Origin of the sequence: Variovorax sp. SPNA7 (genome assembly GCF_033807855.1) — a bacterium.
GTDB classification, from domain to species: Bacteria; Pseudomonadota; Gammaproteobacteria; order Burkholderiales; family Burkholderiaceae_C; genus Variovorax; species Variovorax beijingensis.
Genome location: NZ_CP138513.1, coordinates 5,681,729 through 5,702,839, shown reverse-complemented (window position 1 = coordinate 5,702,839; position 21,111 = coordinate 5,681,729). Strand labels below are relative to the sequence as shown.

The 21,111-nt window shown below is 68.1% G+C and carries 21 protein-coding genes; 13 read left to right on the top strand and 8 right to left on the bottom strand.

The window, feature by feature from the left end; genetic code table 11:
• Positions 1 to 46: 46 nt before the first annotated feature.
• From RZE77_RS26810 to RZE77_RS26770, 9 genes are all read left to right on the top strand, one after another.
• Positions 47 to 823 (top strand): FadR/GntR family transcriptional regulator, encoded by a 777-nt coding sequence (locus RZE77_RS26810; RefSeq protein WP_319440003.1) that lies wholly within the window; start codon positions 47 to 49, stop codon positions 821 to 823.
• Between the two features lie 175 nt (positions 824 to 998).
• A complete protein-coding gene (locus RZE77_RS26805; RefSeq protein WP_319440002.1) occupies positions 999 to 2,321 on the top strand; it encodes an MFS transporter in 1,323 nt (440 codons plus the stop codon).
• Positions 2,322 to 2,337: 16 nt separating this feature from the next.
• Positions 2,338 to 3,261 carry an L-threonate dehydrogenase gene (gene ltnD / locus RZE77_RS26800; protein WP_319440001.1) on the top strand — a complete coding sequence of 308 codons (924 nt, stop codon included), beginning with the start codon at positions 2,338 to 2,340 and terminating at the stop codon, positions 3,259 to 3,261.
• Positions 3,262 to 3,282: 21 nt separating this feature from the next.
• Positions 3,283 to 4,311 (top strand): D-erythronate dehydrogenase, encoded by a 1,029-nt coding sequence (gene denD / locus RZE77_RS26795; protein ID WP_319440000.1) that lies wholly within the window; start codon positions 3,283 to 3,285, stop codon positions 4,309 to 4,311.
• Positions 4,312 to 4,314: 3 nt separating this feature from the next.
• Complete coding sequence (otnK, locus tag RZE77_RS26790; RefSeq protein WP_319439999.1) at positions 4,315 to 5,583, top strand: 3-oxo-tetronate kinase; 1,269 nt, start codon at positions 4,315 to 4,317, stop codon at positions 5,581 to 5,583.
• Positions 5,584 to 5,942: 359 nt separating this feature from the next.
• The gene (locus tag RZE77_RS26785; protein WP_319439998.1) at positions 5,943 to 6,611 is read left to right on the top strand and encodes a class II aldolase/adducin family protein; all 669 of its coding nucleotides are present in this window, start codon (positions 5,943 to 5,945) and stop codon (positions 6,609 to 6,611) included.
• A gap of 25 nt (positions 6,612 to 6,636) precedes the next feature.
• On the top strand, positions 6,637 to 7,455 hold the full coding sequence (gene otnI / locus RZE77_RS26780; RefSeq protein WP_319439997.1) for a 2-oxo-tetronate isomerase: 819 nt from the start codon (positions 6,637 to 6,639) through the stop codon (positions 7,453 to 7,455).
• The gene (locus RZE77_RS26775) at positions 7,452 to 8,651 is read left to right on the top strand and encodes an amidohydrolase family protein (protein ID WP_319439996.1); all 1,200 of its coding nucleotides are present in this window, start codon (positions 7,452 to 7,454) and stop codon (positions 8,649 to 8,651) included. The genes otnI and RZE77_RS26775 overlap by 4 nt, the downstream gene beginning before the upstream one ends.
• On the top strand, positions 8,648 to 9,115 hold the full coding sequence (locus RZE77_RS26770) for a RidA family protein (protein ID WP_319439995.1): 468 nt from the start codon (positions 8,648 to 8,650) through the stop codon (positions 9,113 to 9,115). Before RZE77_RS26775 ends, RZE77_RS26770 begins: the two co-directional genes overlap by 4 nt.
• Here RZE77_RS26770 and RZE77_RS26765 read toward each other — a convergent pair.
• The 8 genes from RZE77_RS26765 to RZE77_RS26730 form a co-directional block, all read right to left on the bottom strand.
• Entirely contained in the window at positions 9,108 to 9,776 is a 669-nt protein-coding gene (locus RZE77_RS26765; RefSeq protein ID WP_319439994.1) for a TetR family transcriptional regulator C-terminal domain-containing protein, read from the bottom strand. The genes RZE77_RS26770 and RZE77_RS26765 overlap by 8 nt on opposite strands.
• Positions 9,773 to 10,750, bottom strand: coding sequence for a PDR/VanB family oxidoreductase (locus RZE77_RS26760; RefSeq protein WP_319439993.1), 978 nt, complete (start codon positions 10,748 to 10,750; stop codon positions 9,773 to 9,775). The genes RZE77_RS26765 and RZE77_RS26760 overlap by 4 nt, the downstream gene beginning before the upstream one ends.
• A gap of 15 nt (positions 10,751 to 10,765) precedes the next feature.
• A complete protein-coding gene (locus tag RZE77_RS26755; protein WP_319439992.1) occupies positions 10,766 to 11,356 on the bottom strand; it encodes an NAD(P)H-dependent oxidoreductase in 591 nt (196 codons plus the stop codon).
• A 144-nt stretch (positions 11,357 to 11,500) separates the two neighbouring features.
• Positions 11,501 to 12,529, bottom strand: a complete 1,029-nt coding sequence (locus tag RZE77_RS26750) for an ABC transporter substrate-binding protein (RefSeq protein WP_319439991.1) — start codon at positions 12,527 to 12,529, stop codon at positions 11,501 to 11,503.
• 376 nt (positions 12,530 to 12,905) lie between these two features.
• Positions 12,906 to 14,270: an FAD-binding oxidoreductase gene (locus RZE77_RS26745; RefSeq protein WP_319439990.1), complete on the bottom strand. Its 1,365-nt coding sequence runs from the start codon at positions 14,268 to 14,270 to the stop codon at positions 12,906 to 12,908.
• 4 nt (positions 14,271 to 14,274) lie between these two features.
• Positions 14,275 to 15,159: an ABC transporter permease gene (locus RZE77_RS26740; protein WP_319439989.1), complete on the bottom strand. Its 885-nt coding sequence runs from the start codon at positions 15,157 to 15,159 to the stop codon at positions 14,275 to 14,277.
• Positions 15,137 to 15,940: an ABC transporter ATP-binding protein gene (locus RZE77_RS26735; RefSeq protein ID WP_319439988.1), complete on the bottom strand. Its 804-nt coding sequence runs from the start codon at positions 15,938 to 15,940 to the stop codon at positions 15,137 to 15,139. Before RZE77_RS26735 ends, RZE77_RS26740 begins: the two co-directional genes overlap by 23 nt.
• Before the next feature lie 13 nt (positions 15,941 to 15,953).
• On the bottom strand, positions 15,954 to 16,775 hold the full coding sequence (locus tag RZE77_RS26730; RefSeq protein ID WP_319439987.1) for a creatininase family protein: 822 nt from the start codon (positions 16,773 to 16,775) through the stop codon (positions 15,954 to 15,956).
• Between the two features lie 196 nt (positions 16,776 to 16,971).
• Between RZE77_RS26730 and RZE77_RS26725 the strand changes: the two genes are divergently transcribed.
• From RZE77_RS26725 to RZE77_RS26710, 4 genes are read left to right on the top strand one after another with little or no spacing between them, the layout of a single operon-like run.
• Complete coding sequence (locus RZE77_RS26725; protein WP_319439986.1) at positions 16,972 to 17,487, top strand: DUF1269 domain-containing protein; 516 nt, start codon at positions 16,972 to 16,974, stop codon at positions 17,485 to 17,487.
• A gap of 44 nt (positions 17,488 to 17,531) precedes the next feature.
• Positions 17,532 to 18,677 (top strand): cytochrome c oxidase subunit II, encoded by a 1,146-nt coding sequence (locus RZE77_RS26720; protein WP_319439985.1) that lies wholly within the window; start codon positions 17,532 to 17,534, stop codon positions 18,675 to 18,677.
• 26 nt (positions 18,678 to 18,703) lie between these two features.
• Complete coding sequence (gene ctaD / locus RZE77_RS26715) at positions 18,704 to 20,479, top strand: cytochrome c oxidase subunit I (protein ID WP_319439984.1); 1,776 nt, start codon at positions 18,704 to 18,706, stop codon at positions 20,477 to 20,479.
• Positions 20,476 to 21,105: a cytochrome c oxidase subunit 3 family protein gene (locus RZE77_RS26710; RefSeq protein ID WP_319439983.1), complete on the top strand. Its 630-nt coding sequence runs from the start codon at positions 20,476 to 20,478 to the stop codon at positions 21,103 to 21,105. The genes ctaD and RZE77_RS26710 overlap by 4 nt, the downstream gene beginning before the upstream one ends.
• Positions 21,106 to 21,111: the final 6 nt, after the last annotated feature.

Genomic DNA, 21,111 nt, shown 5'->3' with positions numbered 1-21,111 from the left:
CGTGCGGGCCTGCGTTAGAGTCGCAGGCCCCCTCCCTTTCGCGCCCATGACCGCCCGCTTCCAATCCATCGCTCCCGGTGCCCGCCTCGCCGACCAGGTGGCCGACGCCTTGGCCGCCGAAGTGCGCAGCGGACGCCTGTCCGAGGGCGACCGCCTGCCGACCGAGAGCGCGCTGGCCGAGCAGTTCGGCGTGAGCCGCACGGTGGTTCGCGAGGCGGTGTCGCGGCTCAAGTCGCTGGGGCTGCTCGATTCGCGCCAGGGCAGCGGCGTGTACGTGCGCGCCGCGGGCGTGGAGCCGCTGCGCTTCGAGATGCCGCACGTGGCTTCGCGCGAAGCGGTGATCCAGATGGTCGAACTGCGCCGTGCGCTGGAGGCCGAGGTGGCCGCGCTCGCGGCCGAGCGCCGCACGCCCGACGATGTGCAGCGCATCCGCGATGCCATCGACGCGCTGCATGCGGCCGTGGCCGCGGGCGGCAACGGCGCCGAGGAAGACGTGCGCTTTCACCGCGCCATTGCCGAGGCCGCGCGCAATCCCTTCCTGATCGGCACGCTGCAGTACCTGCGGCAGTTCCTGCACGGCGCCACGCGCGTCACGCGCGCCAACGAGGCGCGGCGCGCCGATTTCGCGCGCGAGGTGGCGCAGGAGCACGCCCGCATCGTCGAGGCCATCGAGGCCGGCGATGCGCTGCGGGCGCGCGAGGCGGCCAAGTCCCACATGGACAACGCGATCCGCCGCATCGAGCAGGCCGACCCCGCGTTCTGGCAGCAGGAGGGCGCGCAGCTCGCGCGGCCGCTGGTCGAAGGCTGGCCGATCGGCAGCTGAGCGGCTGCGACACACAAGCTCACCAAAAAGGCGCTGCGGACGGCAGCGTCTTCGGGTTTACCCGAGGCAAGGCTCCGAAATCAAATTTGTATGATGACCTGACAAATAAAGCGACGGCCGCGCGAGCCAGCGGCGGCAAGGCCTCTTTCTCATCCAAAGCGGGACAACCCTTTTCATGACTTCCTCCACCCTTCCGGTCGGCGCACTGCCCGTGTCCGCCGACGCCGCGCTCGAAAAGCGCGCCTATGCCAAGGTGTTCTGGCGCCTGGTTCCCTTTCTGATGCTGTGCTACGTGGTCGCGTATCTCGACCGCGTGAACGTGGGCTTTGCCAAGCTGCAGATGGGGCAGGACCTGGGCTTCAGCGAAACGGTGTTCGGCCTGGGCGCGGGCATCTTCTTCCTCGGCTACTTCCTGTTCGAGGTGCCGAGCAACCTGCTGCTCAACCGGGTGGGCGCGCGCATCTGGATCGCGCGGATCATGATCACCTGGGGCGTGCTGTCGGCCTGCTTCGTGTTCGTGGAAACGCCGACCAGCTTCTACATCCTGCGTTTCCTGCTGGGCGTGGCGGAGGCGGGCTTCTATCCCGGCGTGATCCTCTACCTCACCCACTGGTACCCGGCGCACCGGCGCGCGCGGATCATCGCGGTGTTCATGTCGGCCATTCCGGTGGCGGGCATCTTCGGCAATCCGCTGTCGGGCTGGATCATGGACGCCTTCCACGGCGTGTCCTCGATGCAGGGCTGGCAGTGGATGTTCATCATCGAAGCCATTCCGGCCGTGCTCGTGGGCGTGATGGTGCTGCTCTACCTGGACAACGGCATCCAGCATGCGCGCTGGCTCTCGCCCGAGGAAAAGAGCCTGCTGCTGCGCGAGGTCGCGCGCGACCAGGCGCATGGCGCCAAGGGCCCGCACTCGGTGGGGGCCATGTTCCGCGACATGCGCGTGTGGTGGATGGCGCTCATCTACTTCGCCTTCGTGATGGGCCAGTACGCGCTGACCTTCTGGCTGCCCACGCTGGTCAAGGCCACGGGCGTGAAGGGCAACCTGCACATCGGCCTCCTGAGCGCCATTCCGTTCATCTGCGCGATCGTCGCGATGAACCTCTTCGGCCGCAGCGCCGACCGCCGGCAGGAGCGCCGCTGGCACCTGATCGTGCCCGCGCTGATGGGCGCGGTGGGTTTCACGGTGGCCGCGTCGTACACGCAGAACACGGTCGTGTCGCTCGCCTTCCTCTCGCTCGCGGCGGCCGGCGTGCTGACCTGCGCGCCGCTCTTCTGGTCGCTGCCCACCGCCTTTCTCTCGGGCACGGCGGCGGCGGCCGGCATTGCGGCCATCAATTCGGTGGGTAATCTTGCGGGGTTCGCGAGCCCCTACCTCATCGGCTACCTGAAGGACCTGACGGGCAGCACGCAGATCGGTATGTACGTGCTGGCCGCTGCGCTGGTGCTCGGGGCCATCGGCGTGTGGCTCACGCCCAAGCAACTCGTCAACAGATGATCGAAAGAACCCTCACATGATTTCCAACACCAGCACACCCGTCGTCGGCGTCGTGGGCCTCGGCGCCATGGGCAGCGGCATGGCGCAGTCGCTGCGCCGCGCGGGCTACGAGCCGCATGTGTTCGACGTGCGCCTGGACGTGGCCCACGCCTTTGCGCGCGACGGCGGCGTGGCCTGCGACACGCTGGCCGCGCTCGGCGCGCAGTGCGACATCGTGGTTTCCGTGGTGGTCAACGCGGCGCAGACCGAGTCGGTGCTGTTCGGCGATGGCACCACGCCCGGCTGCGCGGCGTCGATGAAGCCCGGCAGCCTGTTCGTGATGTGCTCCACCGTGGACCCGAACTGGTCGGTCGCGCTCGAGGCGCGCCTGGCCGCGCAGGGCATCCTGTACCTCGACGCGCCGATCTCCGGTGGCGCCGCCAAGGCCGCGAGCGGCCAGATGACGATGATGACCGCGGGCACCCCCGCAGCCTATGAAAAGGCCGGCGCCGTGCTCGACGCGATGGCGGCCAAGGTTTATCGTCTGGGCGACCGCGCGGGGGCGGGCAGCAAGGTCAAGGTCATCAACCAGCTGCTGGCCGGCGTGCACATTGCCGCGGCGGCCGAGGCCATGGCGCTGGGCCTGCGCGAAGGCGTGGACCCGGCCGCGCTGTACGAGGTCATCACGCACAGCGCGGGCAACAGCTGGATGTTCGAGAACCGCATGGCGCACGTGCTGGCGGGCGACTACACGCCGCTGTCGGCCGTCGACATCTTCGTGAAGGACCTGGGCTTGGTGCTCGACGTGGCGCGCGCCAGCAAGTTTCCGCTGCCGCTGTCGTCCACCGCGCACCAGATGTTCATGCAGGCCTCGACCGCGGGCTTCGCGCGCGAGGACGACAGCGCGGTCATCAAGATTTTCCCCGGCATCGAACTGCCGGCTGCCGACAAGAAAGCCTGAAGTCAAAGGAAGACAAGCACCATGAACATTCTCATCACCGGAGGTTGCGGTTTCGTTGGCGCGCGGCTCGCGCGCACGCTGCTCGCAGGCGGCCCGCTCGCACTGGCCGGCGGCGCGGCCCAGCCCGTCTCGCGCATCACCCTGGCCGACCGCGTGGCGCCGCCCGCCGATCTGCAGGCCGATGCGCGCGTGCACTTCGTGCAGGGTGACCTGTACGAGCAGGCGACCGGCGGCGCGCTGCCGCTGGCCGACACCCATGCCGTGTTCCACCTGGCTGCGGCCGTGAGCGGCGAATGCGAGGCCGACTTCGACCTGGGCATGCGCAGCAACCTCGACACCACGCGCGCGCTGCTCGACGCCTGCCGCCGCGCGGGCCATGCGCCGGTGTTCGTGTTCTCCAGCTCGGTGGCGGTGTTCGGCGATTCGCCCGAGCAGCGCCTGCCCGCGGTGATCGAGGACACCACGCTGCCGACGCCGCAGAACAGCTACGGCATCCAGAAGTTCATCGGCGAGCAGCTGGTGGCCGACTTCACGCGCAAGGGTTTCGTGCAGGGCCGCAACGTGCGGCTCATGACCGTGTCGGTGCGCCCGGGCCGGCCCAACGGCGCGGCCTCCAGCTTCCTGAGCGGCATGCTGCGCGAGCCGCTGGCGGGCGAGCGCGCGCGCTGCCCCGTGGCGCCCGAGACGGCGGTTGCGCTCGCATCGCCCGGCAACACCGTCGCGGGCATCGTGCGCGCGGCCACGGCCAGTGCCGCCGAATGGGGCGCACGCACCGCCGTCAACCTGCCCGCGCTGACCACCACCGTGCGCGAAATGGCCGATGCGCTCGAACGCATCGCCGGCAAGGAGGCCACCGGGCTGATCGACTGGGAGCCCGATGCAGCCATTGCGAAGATCGTGACCAGCTGGCCCAGCCGCATCCACGCCGCGCGCGCCGAGGCGCTGGGCCTGAAGGCCGACGCGAGCTTCGACGCCATCCTGCGCGACTACGTGCGCGAGAACCCGCAGGCGGTGAAGCTGCCTGTACGGCCTGCTGCCACCAAGGACTGAGCCATGGCCAAGTTGCTGCTCGGCTGTATCGCCGACGATTTCACCGGTGCGACGGACCTCGCCAACAACCTCGTGCGCGCCGGCATGCGCGTGGTGCAGGCGATCGGAGTTCCTGCCACGCCGCTCGATGCCGACGTGGATGCCGTCGTCGTCGCGCTCAAGTCGCGCACCATCGCGCCGGCCGAGGCCATCGCGCAATCGCTCGATGCACTGCGCTGGCTGCAGGCGCAGGGTGCGCAGCAGGTCTACTTCAAGTACTGCTCCACCTTCGACAGCACGCCGCAGGGCAACATCGGCCCGGTGACCGAGGCGCTGATGGAGGCGCTGAAGTGCGATTTCACCATCGCCACGCCCGCCTTCCCCGACAACAAGCGCACCGTGTTCAAGGGCTATCTGTTCGCGGGCGAGGTGCTGCTGAGCGAGAGCGGCATGCAGAACCATCCGCTCACGCCCATGACCGACCCGAACCTCGTGCGCGTGCTGCAGGCGCAGTGCACGCGCAAGGTCGGGCTGATCGACCATGCGGTGGTGGCGCGCGGCGCGGCGGCCGTCACGGAGCGCATCGAGCAACTCAAAGCCGAGGGCGTGTCGATCGCCATCGTCGATGCGGTGTCGAACGACGACCTGCTGCGCCTCGGCCCGGCGCTCGCGAAGATGCCGCTGGTCACGGCGGGCTCGGGCGTGGCCATCGGGTTACCGGCCAACTTCGGCCTTGCGCCGTCGTCGCAGGCCAGTGCGCTGCCGGCGGCCGGCGGATTGCGCGCCGTGGTGTCGGGCAGCTGCTCGCTCGCGACCAACCGGCAGGTGCTCGACTTCATCCAGCGCGGCGGCGCGGCGCTGGCCGTGGATCCGCTGCGCATTGCCGCGGGCGTGGATGTCGCGGCCGAGGCATTGGCATGGGCTGCGCCGCTGGTCGAGGAGCAGCCGGTGCTGGTCTATTCCACGGCCGAGGCCGGTGCCGTCAAATCGGTGCAGGGCAAGCTCGGCGTCGAGGAAGCCGGCGCGATGGTCGAGCGCACCATTGCCGCGATTGCGCGCGGCCTGGTCGAGCGGGGTGTGCGCCAGCTGGTGGTGGCGGGCGGCGAAACCTCCGGTGCCTGCGTGCAGGCGCTGGGCATCGCGCAGATGCAGATCGGTCCGCAGATCGATCCCGGGGTGCCGTGGTGCCATGCGCGCACGGATGTCGAAGGCTCGCCGGTGCACATTGCGCTGAAGTCCGGCAACTTCGGGGGGGATGATTTTTTCACCAAGGCCTTTACAGTGCTTGGATGATGTTCATGCTCGGTGTCTTTTCAGGGCACGCGCTCCCGCCGACTTCAGGGCGCGCTCCCGCCGACGGGGTACCTTGCTCCGCGAATGTCCTCCGGCCTTCGGCCTCCCCCTTGATTTCGCTGCGCAAGGCACCCCATCAGCGGGAGCGTTATGCGGAGCAGTCATTGATCAGCTGTGCACCCAGAGCGTGCCTTGTGCCCAGGGCATCGGGTGCTCCCCGCAGCGAAATAAAGGAGGAGGCCGAAGGCCGGGGGACATTCGCGGAGGGGAGTACCCGGTGGCCTGGGCACGCGCCCTGAACAACAGCGCCCTGAACAACAGCACTCAAATACAGCACCCGTCGCGAAGTTAAAAAAGACATGAAAGAAACCCAAGCCCGAGAAGAAATCTGCCGCGTCGGCCGCAGCCTGTTCGAGCGCGGCTACGTGCATGCCACCGCCGGCAACATCAGCGTGCGGCTGGACGACGGTTTTCTCATCACGCCGACCGATGCCTGCCTGGGTTTTCTCGACCCCGCGCGTCTCGCCAAACTCGACGCGCAAGGCCAGCAGACCGGCGGCGACCGCGCCAGCAAGACCATCGCGCTGCACACGCGCATCTACGCCGCGGCGCGCCGCTTCGATGCGGACACGGCCTGCGTGATCCACACGCACAGCACGCACTGCGTCGCGCTCACGCTGGCGAACACGCCGGGCGACGAGCTGCTGCCCGCGCTCACGCCGTACTTCGTCATGAAGGTCGGCCACGTGCCGCTCATTCCGTACCACCGCCCCGGCGCGCCCGAGGCGGCCGAACTCGTGGCGCAGGCCATCGAGCGTCACGGTGCGGCCGGCACGCCGATTCGCGCCGTGATGCTCGAACGCCTCGGCCCCAACGTGTGGCACGAGACTCCCGCCGCCGCCATGGCCGTGCTTGAGGAACTCGAGGAAACCGCAAGGCTCCAGCTGCTTGCCGGCCCCGCCAGGCCCGAGCCGCTCGGCAGCGAACAGATCGATGAACTGCGCCGCATCTTCGGTGCGCGCTGGTAGCCACCAGTAGTAGTAAAAACACGCCATGCCCCAATTCGCAGCCAACCTCTCGATGCTCTATCCGGAGCACGACTTCCTCGACCGCTTCGAAGCCGCCGCGAAAGACGGCTTCAAGGCCGTCGAGTATCTTTTCCCCTATGCCTTCGCAAAGGAGGAGCTCGCCGCGCGGCTCAAGCACAACGGCCTGCAGCAGGTGCTCTTCAATGCTCCCCCAGGCCACTGGGACGGCGGTGAGCGTGGCCTGGCCTGCCTGCCGGGGCGCGACGCCGAGTTCCGCGAAGGCATGGCCAGCGCCATCGACTACGCCGTGGCGCTCGGCTGCCCGCGCATCCACGTCATGGCGGGCCTGGTGCCCGAAGGCTTCGAGCGCGAGGCCGTGCAGCCCGTGTACGTCGACAACCTGCGCTGGGCCGCGGCCGAGGCGGCCAAGGCCGGGCGCGACGTGCTGATCGAACCCATCAACACGCGCGACATCCCGCGCTTCTTCCTGAACCGGCAGGACCATGCGCACGAGATCGTCGACATGGTGGGCGCGCCCAACCTCAAGGTGCAGATGGACCTGTACCATTGCCAGATCGTCGAGGGCGACGTGGCGATGAAGATCCGCAAGTACCTGCCCACCGGGCGCGTGGGCCACATCCAGATTGCCGGCGTTCCCGAGCGCCACGAGCCCGATATCGGCGAGCAGAACTACACCTACCTGTTCGACCTGATCGACGAGGTGTCGGCGCAGAGCGGCTGGCAGGGCTGGGTCGGCTGCGAGTACCGGCCCCGGCGCGGCTCGGAACCCGGCGGCACCTCGGCCGGGCTGGGCTGGCTGCGGGCGCTGCAACAGCGCGCATGAAGCTCGAGTCGCTGCGCATTCCATCGCGGCTGCGCGGCTTTGCCGCGGGCGATGCGCAGGTCTTCGACGTCATGCTGGCCGGCGACAGGGTGCAGGCCATCGTGCCGAGCGCATCGCAGTCGCAGGCGCGCGGCACCTTGCTGAGCGCGCTGGTCGAGGCGCATGCGCACATCGACAAGAACTACACCGTGCAGGAAGTCGGCGCGGCCCAGGGCAACCTGTTCGCGGCCATCGACCGCATGGCGAAGCACCGCGCGGGCTGGAGCGGCCAGACGCTGCGCCCGCGCATGGAACGCGCGTTGCACGAGGCCTGGCAGTCGGGCACGCGCGCGCTGCGCACCCACATCGACTGGGTGGAGGGCGAGCCGCCCGCCGCGCTGGCGGTGTTCGAGGCGCTGCGCGAAGAGTGGCGCGGCCGCATCGAGCTGCAGTTCGTCTCGCTCACGCCGCTGGACCTGTTCGCCGATCTCGCGGCCGGCGAGCGCATGGCGCGCGAGGTGAAGCGCGCAGGCGGCGTGCTGGGCGCCTTCGTGTATCGCAACGAAGGACTGGTGCACAAGCTGGGCCGCGTGTTCGACCTCGCGCAGGACCACGGCCTGGGCCTCGACTTCCATGTCGACGAAGGGCTCGACGCCGATGCGAGCGGCCTGCGCAGCATTGCGCAGCTGGTGCGTGCGCGCGACTTCCGGCGCGGCGTGGTCTGCGGCCACTGCTGCTCGCTGGCCATGCAGGACGATGCCGTTGCCAACGAAACGCTGGCGCTATGTGCGGGCGCCGGCATCCACATCGTCGCGCTGCCGACCACCAACCTCTACCTGCAGGGCGCCTGGGACCGCACGCCCGTGCCGCGCGGCATCACGCGCATCCACGAGGCGGCGGCACGGGGCTTGCGTGCGAGCCTGGCAACGGACAACGTGCAGGACGCCTTCTATCCCTATGGCAGCTACGACCTTCTCGAAACCTTCGGCCTCGGCGTGCAGATGGCGCACCTCGCGCCCGCCGAAGAATGGCTCGACGCGATCACCCTCAGCCCTGCGAAGGCGCTCGGCCTTGCGTGGGACGGCCGCATCGCACCGGGCTGCCCCGCGGACCTGGTGCTGCTCGCGGCCACCGGCGAGCACGAGCTCGTCGGCCCGCGCGGGCGCCGGCGCACCGTGATCCGCGGCGGTCAAGAAATTCTGGAGCAGTCACGATGAGCATGGGCAAGCCAATGGCCAACTACGCCGCCGCCAAGCGCGTGGGCGATTTCGTCTTCATGAGCGGCGTGGTCGCGGTCGATCCGGCCACGCGCCGCGCGGTGGCCGGCTACGACGCCCTGCCCGAGGAAGGCCGCACGGCCCTGCAGGGCCTGGGCTATGCCACCGGCCAGATGTCGGTCGACGTCTTCGAGGCGCCCATCGTGGCGCAGAGCTGGTTCGTGCTCGAGCGCATCCGCCAGCTCGCGGCCGAGCATGGCGGCACGATGGAAGACGTGGTGAAGCTGGTGCAGTACTTCCGCCAGCTGCCGCACTACGCCTTCTACAACCGCGTGCGCGGCCTGTTCTATCCGGGCGAGCCGCCGGTCAGCACGGTGGTCGAGGTGTCGCGCTTCCTGCCGGGCGACGAGGTGCTGGTGGAAGTGGAAGCCACCATGTACCTGCCGCAGCACCGCGCTACCTGACGCCCGCGCCTTTCAGCAGGAATTCGGTCACCTGCTCGATCAGGTAGCGCCGGTCCTTGTCGTCGCCTTGCTGCGCCACATTGCGGAAGTAAGCGGCCTGCGTGGCGTGGTCGGCATAGAACTGCGTCACGGCCCAGATGTGGAACAGCACCAGCATCGGGTCGGCCTTGTCCATCAGGCCCTGGTTCATCCAGTTCTGTATGACGGCGGCGGCCTGGTCGGTGCGCTGCTTGCTCGTGTCCATCATGGTGTTGAGCACCGGCGCGCCGCGCATCATCTCGGCCGTGAAGATGCGCGAGCGCAGCGGGTGCTCGAACGAGAACACCATCTTGCGGCGGATCAGGTCGCCCAGCACCTTGCGCGGGCCGAAGGCCTCGTCGGCAAAGCCGAACACCACGATCCAGTCGTTGAGGATGTCCTGCAGGATCTGCCGGTAGAGCGCTTCCTTGCTCTCGATGTAGTAGTGCAGCTGCGCCTTCGAGAGCCCGGCCTTGTCGGCAATGGCCTGGGTCGAGGCGCCGGCCGGGCCCTCGCTTGCGAACACCTCGATGGCGGCCTGGTTGATGAGGCCGAGCACCTGCGTGTACTTGCGCGAGCGGCCACGCGTCGCGGCGGGCGCCTCGGCGTCGCCTTGTTGTTGTTCTTCTTTTCCGATGCTCACAGCTGCAGCACCAGTTCCCGGCCCCTGGCGCGCGAGCAGCACAGGGCCACCTTGTGGCGCCGCTCGCTGCCCGTGAGGCAGAAGTCGCGGTGCTCCGCGCCTTCGCCATCGCCCTCGACCACGCAGGTGCCGCACAGGCCCTGCTGGCACGACACCGGAATGTCGATGCCCACTTCGTGCAGCGCATCGACGGCGGTCTGGTCGGCCGCCACCGGCACGCTGATGCCGCGCTGCGCGAGCTTCAGCGTGAAGGGCAGGCCGGTGCCCGCGTTCGCATCGGTGGGAGCGGCGAAGTATTCGGCGTGCAGCGTGTCTTCGGGCCAGTGCGCCGCGGCCTCGCGCACCGCCCGCATGAAGCCGCCGGGGCCGCAGACATACAGGTGCGCATCCGGCGTGCGCTCGGCCAGCAGCGTGCGCAGGTCGATGCGCTGGCTGGCGTCGCCCTGGTCGAGGTGCAGGCGCAGGTGCGGCGCCAGCGCGGGCGAATGCAGCGCATCGGCAAAGGCCAGGTGTTCCTCGCTGCGCGCGAACACGCAGAGCGTGAACGAGGCACCGCGCGCCGCGAGCGCCTGCGCCATCGCCAGCAGCGGCGTCATGCCGATGCCGCCGGCCATCAGCAGATGGTGCCCGGCCTCTTCGCGCAGCGCAAAGGTGTTGCGCGGTGCGCTGATCGCGAGCAGGTCGCCCTGGCGCACGCGCTCGTGCATCGAGGCCGAGCCGCCGCGGCTTTCGGCTTCGCGCTTGACGCCGATCAGGTAGGACGAGGCGGCGTTCGACGGCGGATTCGAAAGAGACCATCGCGCCAGCGAGTACTGGCGCGAGAAGCCGCCGGGCATGTGCACGTCGATGTGCGCGCCGGCCTCGTAGCCCGGCAGGGCGCGGCCCCACGGGTGGGCCAGCTCGAAGGCCAGGATTTCCGGCGTCTGGCGCGAGATGCGTTCGACGCGGACGGTGAGCGTGCGTTCGAGGCTCATGGTGGGGTCTTCCTGCTAGATGCTCTGCAGCTTGCGCGCAACGCGTTCGATGAAGTGGCTGCGGTCGCGCGCGGTGACGGCGTTCATGTCGTGCAGCTGCAGCCACGTGACCTTGCAGCGCCACGCGAACAGCGCCCGCAGCGCGCGCGTGAACAGCCGCCGGCCCGGATCGCCGATGAGCATCACGAACCAGCGCGGCGAGCCGCCCGTGGTCACCACCGTCAGCCGCTGGATGTGCCGCATGCCCGACCTCGCGAGCTGTCCCTTGCGCTCTGCCGGCAGGAAGGCCACGCCCGGCAGCCAGACGCGCTCGAGCCAGCCCTTGAGCATCGACGGCGGTCCATGGAACCAGGTGGGATAGACGAACACCAGGTGCTCGGCCCACAGCAGCGCTTCGACATGCGGTTTGACGCGTTCGCGGATCAGTTCGGGGTTGTCGAGATAGGCGATGCGCTCTTCGCGCGTGAGCGTGGGATCGAAGCCTTCGGCGTACAGGTCGATGGCCTTGACGGGGTGCCGCGGCTCGAGGGCCTCGAGGGCGGTGCGGTAGAGCGCGTGGTTGAAGCTGTCAGGGTTCGGATGGCAGTGGACGACGAGCGTTTTCATGAGGAGGGCCGGTTCGCCGGTTCGGCGAGACGGGGTCAGAGCCCAGGGAATGAAGAGCCGCGCAGTGCCTTATGGCAACCCAGGCGCCGGCATCTGACCCCGGCGCAAGCCCCGCGCGGCCCACGGGAAAACTTCGAAGCAGAATTACTTTCCAGCGAGCTTCTTGCGGATGTCGAGACCGACACCCTTGTTGACGAACTGCGTGGTCACGACCTTCGACAGGTCGACCTCGCCGGGCTTGTAGAGGCCGGCCTTCACCATCTTGTCGTAGAAGTCTTTCACGCGGGCCTCGTCCATTGCGCCGATGCCCTTGGCGAGCGATTCGCCGCTGTCGACGATGCCCATCTTCTTCATGAGCTCGATCGAGCCCTGCGATGCGGCGACGGGCGAGTCGGGGTTGATCTTGGCGATCATCTCGTTGGCGGCCTTGTTGTCGCCGTAGAGGTAGTTGTTCCAGCCGATGATCGAGGCCTCGACGAACTTGCGCACGGTCTCGGGCTTGGTCTTGACGAGGTCGGCGCGCGTCTCGATGGTGGTCGAGTAGGTCGAGAAGCCGTTGTCGGCCAGGAGCTGCACCACAGGGTCGAAGCCGGCCTGCGCCTTGATCGAGAGCGGCTCGGAGATGGCGTAGCCCTGCTGGATGGACTTCTTGTCCGCCAGGAACGGGCCGACGTTGAAGGTGTAGGGCTTGAGCTGCGAATCCTTGAAGCCGTGCTCCGACTTCATCCACTGCCAGAAGCTGAACTGGCCGTCCTTGCCGATGAAGGCCACGGGCGCCTTGGCCATGTCCTTGAAGGTGTCGAAGCCCTGGCCCGGATGCGCGAACATGGCCTGCGGGTCTTTCTGGAAGAAGGCCGCGACCACGACGGTGGGCACGCCGTTCTTCACGTTGTCGAAGGATTGCAGCAGGTTGCCGGTCATGAGGAAGTCGACCTTGCCGGCCGGTAGCATCGGCCGGTTGTTGACCATCGGTCCGCCCTGCTGGATGTCGACGTCGAGGCCATACTTCTTGTAGGTGCCGTCCACCAGCGCCTGGTAGAAGCCGCCGTGGCCGGCCTGCGCCTTCCAGTTGGTGGCGAACACCACTTTTTCCTGCGCCTGTACGGCGAAGGCGGCGGCCGCGAGGGCCAGGGCTAGGGCGAGCGGATGGATGGTCAGAGCGGGAACGCGCATGGCAGTGGACTCCTGGTGTGAATTCGATGGGATATTTTCATGTCAGCTTGCGCGATGGACGAGGCTGCTGTTCAGGGCGTGTGCACAGATCACCGGGTACTCCCCTCCGCGAATGTCCCCCGGCCTGCGGCCTCCTCCTTTATTTCGCTGCGGGGAGCACCCGATGCTCTGTGCACTGGGGCGCGCTGCTGGTGAACCGCTGATCAACAGCCGTTGCTGATAACGATCACGTCGATGGGGTGCCTTGCGCAGCGAAATAAAGGGGGAGGCCGCAGGCCGGAGGACATTCGCGGAGCAAGGTACCCCGTCGGCGGGAGCGCGCCCTGAACAGCAGCCTTCGAAGCCGACGCAAAGGAAGACAAGACAACGCTTCATTTCAGCGCTCGACAGCCATATCGGAAGTCCAGCCACGCGTCTTGCCGGGGTTCATGAGCCCCATCGGATCGCTGCGCTTCTTGAACTCGATCTGCTGCGTGTCGATGGTCTTCATGCCGCCGTCCTCGATGGTCACGACATGCGGATTGAAGATCTTGCAGCCGCCCTGCGATTCGATCTCGCGGATCACTTCGTACTGGTGGGCTTCGCCCTTCCAGCGCACCAGCAGGATGCCGAAGGTGCCGCATTCGCCGCCGGCGCGTGCGAAGTCCTGGTGCTGCAGCACCTCGTCGCCGAAGATTTGCAGATGCCGCTCGACCACCGCCGGGTCGAAGGGCTGGGCGTAGGCCACCTGCAGGTAGGTCCAGCCGCGGTCGGCCTTGAGCGCCTGCAGCGTCGTGTGGTTGAACGCGCACTCGTAGGCGGGCGGCAGGCCCTCGGCGAGCAGCTCGGGCTCGGTGCCGGCGACGGAGAGGGTGCCGCCATGCGCAGCGGCCAGCGCGTGGAAATCCTTCATCGATTCGGGCGAGACCATCGCGAACGCCGCATGCCGGTCGCGCGGAAAGCGGTCGCGCATCGCCGTGTAGTAGGGCGAGAAGCGCGCCTCGACCGTGGAGAGAAGGAAGATGTCGAGCGTGGGCGCCTGCGCCGCGACGGCGAAGGCCAGCGCAGCGCGGTAGGTTTCGAACAGCACCGTGCAATGCACCCACTCGACGGCCGGGCTCAGCGCCACTTCCACGTCGAGGATCACGCCATTGGTGCCGTAGGCATGGTGCACCTGCTGGATCTCGTCGCCGTGCAGTTCGATGATGCGTGGCTCGCGCTCCACCGTCATGACGCGCGCGCGCAGCAGGTTGCCGGGGTCGCGCAGGATGCCGTGGCGGAACGAGCCGATGCCGCCGAAGCCGCCCGCGATGAAGCCGCCGATGGTGGCCACGTGCCAGGTCGAGGGCCACATGCGAAGCGCCTGGCCGGTTTCGCGCGCTGCAAGGTCGATGTCGTGCATGCGCGCGCCGGCCTCCACGCGCATGCGGCCGTCCTGGATGTCGAGCACGCGGCACATCTGCGTCACGTCGAGCACGATGCCGCCTTCGAGCGGCACGCACTGGCCGTAGTTGCCGGTGCCGCCGGCGCGCACGGTGAGCGGCAGCTTCCACTTCGCGGCCACGGCCGCCGCCTGGCGCACGTCGTCCTCGGTGCTGACCTTGACCACCAGGTCGGCCACGCAGCCCGCGAGCTGCGCGCTGAGGATGGGGCTGTACCAGTAGAAGTCCTTGGACAGCTGCTTGCGCTGGGCCGGCGCGGTGATCAGGTTGAGGCCGCGCAGGTCGGCGCGCACGGCCTCCCAGTCGGTGGCGGCGTGCATGGCCCTAGCGTTCACGGCGCATCTCGCTTTCATGCCAATGGCCGAGCACGAGGCGCGACAGGGCCGCGAACACGATGAAGATCACGATGCCCAGCAGGGACACCAGCAGCAGCGCCGCGAACATCATCGGGATCTCGGTGCGGAAGCTCGATTCGAGGATGCGCGACGCCAGCCCCGTCTCCTTGCCCGCGGTGCCGGCCGTGAACTCCGCCACCACCGCGCCGATCAGGCTCAACCCGCCCGCGATCTTCAGGCCCGCCATGAAGTACGGCAGCGCGCTGGGCGCGAGCAGGTAGCGGAAGGTCTGCCACGGCGAGGCCTGGTAGAGCTGGAACAGGTCGCGCAGGTTGCTGTCGGCGCTTTTCAGGCCGATGACGGTGTTCGACAGGATCGGGAAGAAGGCCACGATCCACGCGCACAGCAGGAGCGCCGCGGTGGTGCTCGACACGTAGATCAGTATCAGCGGCGCGATCGCGATGATCGGCGTCACCTGCAGGATCACCGCGATCGGGAACAGGCCGATCTCCACCCACTTGAAGAGCGCGAAGGCAATCGCCAGCAGCACGCCGCCGACAATGGCCGCGCCGAGCGCGAGCAGCGTGAGCTTCACCGTGAACCACAGCGCGCTGGAAAGCGAGCCCCAGTTGTCGAACAGCGTGCGCAGGATGAGCGAAGGCGCGGGCAGGATGTAGTGCGGGATGTTGTTGGCGCGCACCATCCACTCCCAGGCCAGCAGCAGCGCGATGACGATGCCCGCGGGCACCGCGATGCGCAGCATCGACTCGCGCCGGCGCAAGCCGTCTTCGTGCGCGCGCAGCGCGGCTTCGGAGGGCGCCGTGTCCGCCTCCGCGAGCGCGACGGGTTCATCAGTGATCGATGTCGACGCCATGCAGGGCTCCATGCAGGGATTGCGACACGGCGGTGCAGTGCGCGTTGTAGCGGCTCGAGGTGCGGAACTCCTCGCCGCGCGGATACGGCTCGTCGATGCGGATCTCGTCGATCACGCGGCCCGGGCGCGCGGCCATCACCACGATGCGGTTCGAGAGGTACACCGACTCGTAGACGCTGTGCGTGACGAACACCACCGAGAAGCGGTGCTCGCGCCAGATCGCGAGCAGGTCGTTGTTGAGCTTGATGCGCGTCATCTCGTCGAGCGCGGCAAAGGGCTCGTCCATCAGCAGGAGCCGCGGGTGTGTGACCAGCGCGCGCGCAATCGACACGCGCATCTTCATCCCGCCCGAGAGCTCGCGCGGGTACACGCCGGCGAAGCGCGAGAGACCGACCATCTCGAGCGCCTGCTGCACCACCGGCGCGGCCGCATCGCGGCTCTGGCCCGCGAGCTTGAGCGGCAGCCAGACGTTGTCGAACACCTTGGCCCAGGGCATGAGCGTGGGCTCCTGGAATACGAAGCCCAGGTCGCGGTCGCTCTGCGTCTTGCCGGTGTTGGCGCCCGACCAGTGCATCTCGCCCGAACTCAGGCGCGTGAGGCCGGCGATCAGCCTGAGCGCGGTGCTCTTGCCGCAGCCCGAGGGGCCGAGAAAACTGATGAAGTCGTGCTCGCCGATGTCGAGCGTCATGCCCTGCAGCGCGAGCGTGCCGTTGGCAAAGCGCTTGCTGACGTGGCGCAGGCTGACCAGCGGCGAAGAAGGCGATGGCGTCGTGCTTTCCATGGTGGCTGCGAGCCTAGCGCCAGGCGGGAACATTGGCGAGGCGCGACAGCGGGAAGCGGTCCACCTCCTGCAGCAGTTCGACGAAGCGCTGGCCCACGTGGTCGAGCACCGCGGCGCCTTTTTCGGCCGTGGCGCGCGTGGCGTCGCCGGCCGCGCCCGCGGGGTTGATGTCGTGCATCTGCCAGCCGAGCTTGCCGCTGGGCGTGATCGAGAGGAACTTGTTCTCGTCGGCCAGCTGCTCGGTCATCGAGCTGAAGTTCTGGAACCGGTCGCGGCGCACATGGTCGGGCGCAAGGTGCAGCATGACCGAACTTTCGAGGTCGCCGGCATGGATGCCGTGCCGGCCTTCGTGCGCGGTGAAAAGCCCTTCGGGCAGGCCCAGCGTGTACCAGTTGGCGGCCACGACCATCATGCCGTGCTCCTCGCGCAGGTCGCGCGCCACGATGTCCATCACGCTCATCTGGCCGCCATGACTGTTGTAGAGCACCAGCTTGCGCACGCCGGCCTTGGCCACGCAGGCGCCGATGTCCTTCCACAGCGCGATCAGCGTGGTGGCCGAGACGGTCAGCGTGCCCGGGTAGCGCGAATGCTCGTTGCTCTTGCCGTAGGCCACGGTCGGCAGGAACAGCACCGGCAGGTCGCCCGGCAGGTGCGGCAGCGTGGCGCGGACCATGCCGTCGATGGTGGCGGTGTCGGTCGACATCGGCAGGTGGGGGCCGTGCTGCTCGGTCGCGCCCACCGGCAGCACGGCAATGAGCCGTTCGCGGTCGAGGCGGGAGAACTCTTCGCTGGTCAGGTCGGACCAGAAGCGGCTGCGCAGGGGATGCGGGGTCATCGTGGCGTACCTCGTGGTGGCGGGCAACAGGGGCGGGATGATGAGCTAAATTATCCAATCGGTCAAAAAAAGATGGGTTGGCGATAACCCCCATGCCGCTGCCGCGTGAAATGCGGCGCCCACTTGATGGCGGCCTTCCTTGGGCATATAAGTCATCCATGGTTCCTTGACTCGTCGCAAGACGAAAGGGGGCGCTATGAAGAGGCGCATCTACTGGCTGATGCCGGACATCGCGAGCGCCAGGCGAGCGATGGACGATCTGGTGTGGGCACGCGTCGACGTTGCGCACATTCATTTCGCCGGACCGGAAGGCATGGACATGGCCGGGCTCCATGCAGCCAACGTGTGGCAAACCTCGGACCTCGTCCACGCAGCCAAGACCGGGTGGGTGGTCGGCAGTGCCTGCGGCGTCGTCGTCGGCCTTGCGGCCGCGCTGCTGTTCCCGATCGTCGGCGACGGCCCCGAATGGGAAGTGGCTGTGCTGGTGGCCATCCTGGGTGGCGCGGTCGGCGCCTGGTCGGCCAGCATGATCGGCATTTCCATCCCGAGTCCCAGGCTGCAACGTTTCGAGGGTGCCATCGCGCAGGGGCAGATCCTGCTGATGGTGGACTTGCCGCGTTCGCGCGTGCGGGACATCGAGGCGCTGCTGCGCTCCGCGCACCCTGAAGCCCGGTTCGAGGGCGAAGAGCCGCAAGTCCCGGCGTTTCTCTGACGCGCGCATGAGCCCTGAAACCATGCCGAGCCAAGGGAGCGCACATGACCATGGCCGTCGCCCTGTTGCTCATCGTGGCCGGCTCGGTGCTGTTTCACGTTTTCAATCCGTGGTGGACGACGCCCCTTGCTTCGAACTGGAAGCTGATGGACGACACCCTTGGCATCACGCTGGCGATCACGGGCATCTTCTTCATTGTCATCAACCTGTTCATCGCCTACATGCTGGTGCGCTTCCGCCATCGCGCGGGGCACCGCGCGGCGCATGAGCCCGAGAACAGGAAGCTCGAGCGCTGGCTGATCGGCGGCACCACCGTCGCCATCATGGCGCTGCTGGCGCCCGGTCTCCTGGTGTACGCGAACTATGTCAGGGAGCCTCGCGATGCGCTCGTGCTGGAGGTGCTGGGCCAGCAGTGGCAATGGCGCTTCCGCTTCCCGGGAGGGGACGGCAAGCTGGGCGCGACCGATGCGCGCTTTGTCAGCGCCACCAATCCGTTCGGCATCGACCCCGCCGACCGGGCCGGGCAGGACGACCTCCTGATCGCCGGCGACGAGGTGCACCTGCCGCTCGGCAAGCCGGTGCTGGTGCTGATGCGCTCGAACGACGTGCTGCACGACTTCTTCGTGCCGAACTTCCGCGCCCGCATGAACATAGTGCCGGGACAGGTCAGCCGCTTCTGGTTCACGCCGACCGTCGCGGGCCGCTACGAAGCGCTGTGCGCGCAACTGTGCGGCGTGGGCCATTCCAACATGCGCGGCTACGTGGTGGTGGAAGACCCGGCCAGCTACAAGGCCTGGCACGCGGCGCTGCCGACCTTCGCAAAGTCCCAGGCCAAGGCGCCCGAGGCCCCGGCCGGCGGCGATGCACGCGTCCGGCAGGGGCACGCGCTGGCGGACAGCAAGGGCTGCGTGGCCTGCCACACGATCGACGGCAGCCCGCGCGTCGGGCCGACCTGGAAGGGCCTGTACGGCAAGACCGAAACCATGGCGGACGGCTCTACCGCGCTGGTCGACGAAGCCTTCCTGCGCAGCTTCATCCGCGATCCGCAGGCGCGCCATGTGAAGGGCTTCCCGCCGGTCATGCCCAAGGTCGAGTTGACCGAAGAAGAGCTGGCCGCGCTGGTGGCCTATATCCAGAGTCTGGGCAGTCCGCCGGCGCAGGCTGCCGCTGAACAGAGGGCTCCCCGATGAACTCTCCCGCGCCCGCGGAGCACGCCATGCCCCACGCCGACCACGACGACGACGCCGGGCACCCCGCGCCGCAGAGTTTCCTGACCCGCTACGTCTGGAGCCAGGACCACAAGGTGATCGCAGTCCAGTACGCCTGCACCGCCATCGCGGTGGGCGTCGTGGGCGTCGTGCTGTCCAACCTGATGCGGCTGCAGCTCGGCTTTCCGGGCCAGTTCGAGTTCATCAACGCCGAGCGCTACTACCAGTTCGTGACCATGCACGGGATGATCATGGTGATCTACCTGCTCACGGCGCTGTTCCTCGGTGGCTTCGGCAACTACCTGATTCCGCTGATGGTGGGCGCGCGGGACATGGTCTTTCCCTATCTCAACATGCTGAGCTTCTGGGTCTACCTGCTGTCGGTGGTGGTCCTGATGGCGAGCTTCTTCGTCGCGGGCGGTCCCACCGGCGCGGGCTGGACGCTGTATCCACCGCAGTCGATCCTGCCCGGCACGCCGGGCCATGCGGGCGGCATCGTGCTGATGCTGGTGTCGCTGCTCATCTTCATCGTGGCAACGACGATGGGCGGCCTCAACTACGTGACCACCGTGCTGCAGGCGCGCTGCGAAGGCATGACGCTGCTGCGCATGCCGCTCACGGTGTGGGGCATCTTCGTTGCCACCATCCTCGCGCTGCTCGGTTTTCCGGCGCTGTTCGTCAGCGGCGTGATGCTGCTGCTCGACCGGACGCTGGGCACCAGCTTCTTCATGCCGGCGCTGGTGTCGATGGGCCAGCTGACCGGCTACAAGGGCGGCAGCCCGCTGCTGTTCCAGCACCTGTTCTGGTTCTTCGGCCATCCCGAGGTCTACATCGTGGCGCTGCCGGCCTTCGGCATCGTGTCCGACCTGATCAGCGTGCACGCGCGCAAGTGCATCTTCGGCTACCGCATGATGGTGTGGGCCATCGTGGCGATCGGCGCGCTCAGCGTGGTGGTGTGGGCGCACCACATGTTCGTGAGCGGCATGAACCCGTACTTCGGCTTTTTCTTCGCGACCACCACGCTGATCATCGCGGTGCCCACCGCGATCAAGGTCTACAACTGGATCCTGACGCTGTGGCGCGGCGACATCCACCTGACGGTGCCGATGCTGTTCGCGCTGGCCTTCCTGTGCACCTTCCTGATCGGCGGGCTCACGGGCCTGTTCCTGGGCAACGTGAGCGTGGACATCCCGCTGTCCGGCACCTATTTCGTGGTGGCGCACTTCCACATGGTGATGGGCGTGGCGCCGCTCCTGGTGGTGTTCGGCGGCATCTACCACTGGTTCCCCAAGGTCACCGGCCGCATGCTCGACGACCGGCTCGGCCGGCTGCATTTCTGGATCACTTTCCTCGGCACCTACGCGATCTATTTTCCGATGCACTACCTGGGCGTGCTGGGCATGCCGCGGCGCTACTACAACTTCGACGGCTACGCGTTCATTCCGCCGTCGGCGTTCAGCATGAACACGTTCATCACCGTGGTCGCGCTGATCGTCGGCGTGGGGCAGCTGCTGTTCATTGCCAATCTTGCCTGGAGCGCCTGGCGCGGCCGGCCGGCCGACGCCAATCCATGGCGTGCCGCCTCGCTCGAATGGCAGACGCCCGCCACGCCGCCGGGCCACGGCAACTGGGGACCGCGGCTGCCGGTGGTCTACCGGTGGGCCTACGCCTATGGGGAGCCGGGTGCGGCGGAGGATTTCATCGCGCAGAACACGCCGCCGGAAGCCGGGCCCGGGGAGCCCGAGCCGGAGGGCCAGAGCGAGGTCCGGGGAGCGCCGGCATGATTTCAGGAGCCGCCTTGAGCATCCGCGGTCCCGGCCGCGGCCGTGGCCGCGCTCGCGATCCGCATGCGAGCGCGGCCGGCATCGGCCTGTGGGTCTTCATGGGCGTGGTGACGGCGTTGTTCTCCCTCTTCATCGTGGCCTACGTGATGCGCATGAGCGGCGGCGATGCGATGACCATCGCGCTGCCGTGGCAGCTCTGGCTCAGCACGGCGCTGCTGGTGGCGGGCAGCGTGGCGCTGCAACGGGCCAGTGGCGCACCACGCGGTCCCGGCCCGGTGCGGGCCCGTCGCCTGCTGCTGGCGGGTGGCCTCTTCGCATTGGGCTTCCTGGCCGTGCAGCTGTGGGCCTGGCAGGCGCTGCTGAGCGCGCAGGTGATGCCGGCCGGCAATCCGGCGGGCAGCTTCTTCTACCTGTTGACGGCCATGCACGGGCTCCACTTGATGGGCGGGCTGGTCGGGTGGGCCTGGACGGCGCACGCCGCCTGGTCCGATCCGGCCAGGTCCGCCTGGCGCATCGCGCTGTGTGCGCGCTACTGGCACTTCATGCTGGCGGTGTGGCTGGTGCTGTTCGCACTGCTGGGCTGGGTGACGCCGGAGGTGGCGCGCTTCATCTGCGGCACATCCTGAGGAGGC

What these genes read in the sequence shown, in the direction of transcription:
- RZE77_RS26770 (WP_319439995.1), top strand. Translation starts at nt 8,648, where the DNA reads ATGAGCATGGGCAAGCCAATGGCCAACTACGCCGCCGCCAAGCGCGTG.
- ltnD (WP_319440001.1), top strand. Translation starts at nt 2,338, where the DNA reads ATGATTTCCAACACCAGCACACCCGTCGTCGGCGTCGTGGGCCTCGGC.
- RZE77_RS26755 (WP_319439992.1), bottom strand. Translation starts at nt 11,356, where the DNA reads ATGAAAACGCTCGTCGTCCACTGCCATCCGAACCCTGACAGCTTCAAC.
- RZE77_RS26760 (WP_319439993.1), bottom strand. Translation starts at nt 10,750, where the DNA reads ATGAGCCTCGAACGCACGCTCACCGTCCGCGTCGAACGCATCTCGCGC.
- RZE77_RS26805 (WP_319440002.1), top strand. Translation starts at nt 999, where the DNA reads ATGACTTCCTCCACCCTTCCGGTCGGCGCACTGCCCGTGTCCGCCGAC.
- RZE77_RS26745 (WP_319439990.1), bottom strand. Translation starts at nt 14,270, where the DNA reads ATGCACGCCGCCACCGACTGGGAGGCCGTGCGCGCCGACCTGCGCGGC.
- RZE77_RS26710 (WP_319439983.1), top strand. Translation starts at nt 20,476, where the DNA reads ATGATTTCAGGAGCCGCCTTGAGCATCCGCGGTCCCGGCCGCGGCCGT.
- RZE77_RS26785 (WP_319439998.1), top strand. Translation starts at nt 5,943, where the DNA reads ATGAAAGAAACCCAAGCCCGAGAAGAAATCTGCCGCGTCGGCCGCAGC.
- RZE77_RS26735 (WP_319439988.1), bottom strand. Translation starts at nt 15,940, where the DNA reads ATGGAAAGCACGACGCCATCGCCTTCTTCGCCGCTGGTCAGCCTGCGC.
- otnK (WP_319439999.1), top strand. Translation starts at nt 4,315, where the DNA reads ATGGCCAAGTTGCTGCTCGGCTGTATCGCCGACGATTTCACCGGTGCG.
- RZE77_RS26730 (WP_319439987.1), bottom strand. Translation starts at nt 16,775, where the DNA reads ATGACCCCGCATCCCCTGCGCAGCCGCTTCTGGTCCGACCTGACCAGC.
- RZE77_RS26720 (WP_319439985.1), top strand. Translation starts at nt 17,532, where the DNA reads ATGACCATGGCCGTCGCCCTGTTGCTCATCGTGGCCGGCTCGGTGCTG.
- otnI (WP_319439997.1), top strand. Translation starts at nt 6,637, where the DNA reads ATGCCCCAATTCGCAGCCAACCTCTCGATGCTCTATCCGGAGCACGAC.
- RZE77_RS26810 (WP_319440003.1), top strand. Translation starts at nt 47, where the DNA reads ATGACCGCCCGCTTCCAATCCATCGCTCCCGGTGCCCGCCTCGCCGAC.
- RZE77_RS26750 (WP_319439991.1), bottom strand. Translation starts at nt 12,529, where the DNA reads ATGCGCGTTCCCGCTCTGACCATCCATCCGCTCGCCCTAGCCCTGGCC.
- RZE77_RS26740 (WP_319439989.1), bottom strand. Translation starts at nt 15,159, where the DNA reads ATGGCGTCGACATCGATCACTGATGAACCCGTCGCGCTCGCGGAGGCG.
- RZE77_RS26775 (WP_319439996.1), top strand. Translation starts at nt 7,452, where the DNA reads ATGAAGCTCGAGTCGCTGCGCATTCCATCGCGGCTGCGCGGCTTTGCC.
- ctaD (WP_319439984.1), top strand. Translation starts at nt 18,704, where the DNA reads ATGCCCCACGCCGACCACGACGACGACGCCGGGCACCCCGCGCCGCAG.
- denD (WP_319440000.1), top strand. Translation starts at nt 3,283, where the DNA reads ATGAACATTCTCATCACCGGAGGTTGCGGTTTCGTTGGCGCGCGGCTC.
- RZE77_RS26725 (WP_319439986.1), top strand. Translation starts at nt 16,972, where the DNA reads ATGAAGAGGCGCATCTACTGGCTGATGCCGGACATCGCGAGCGCCAGG.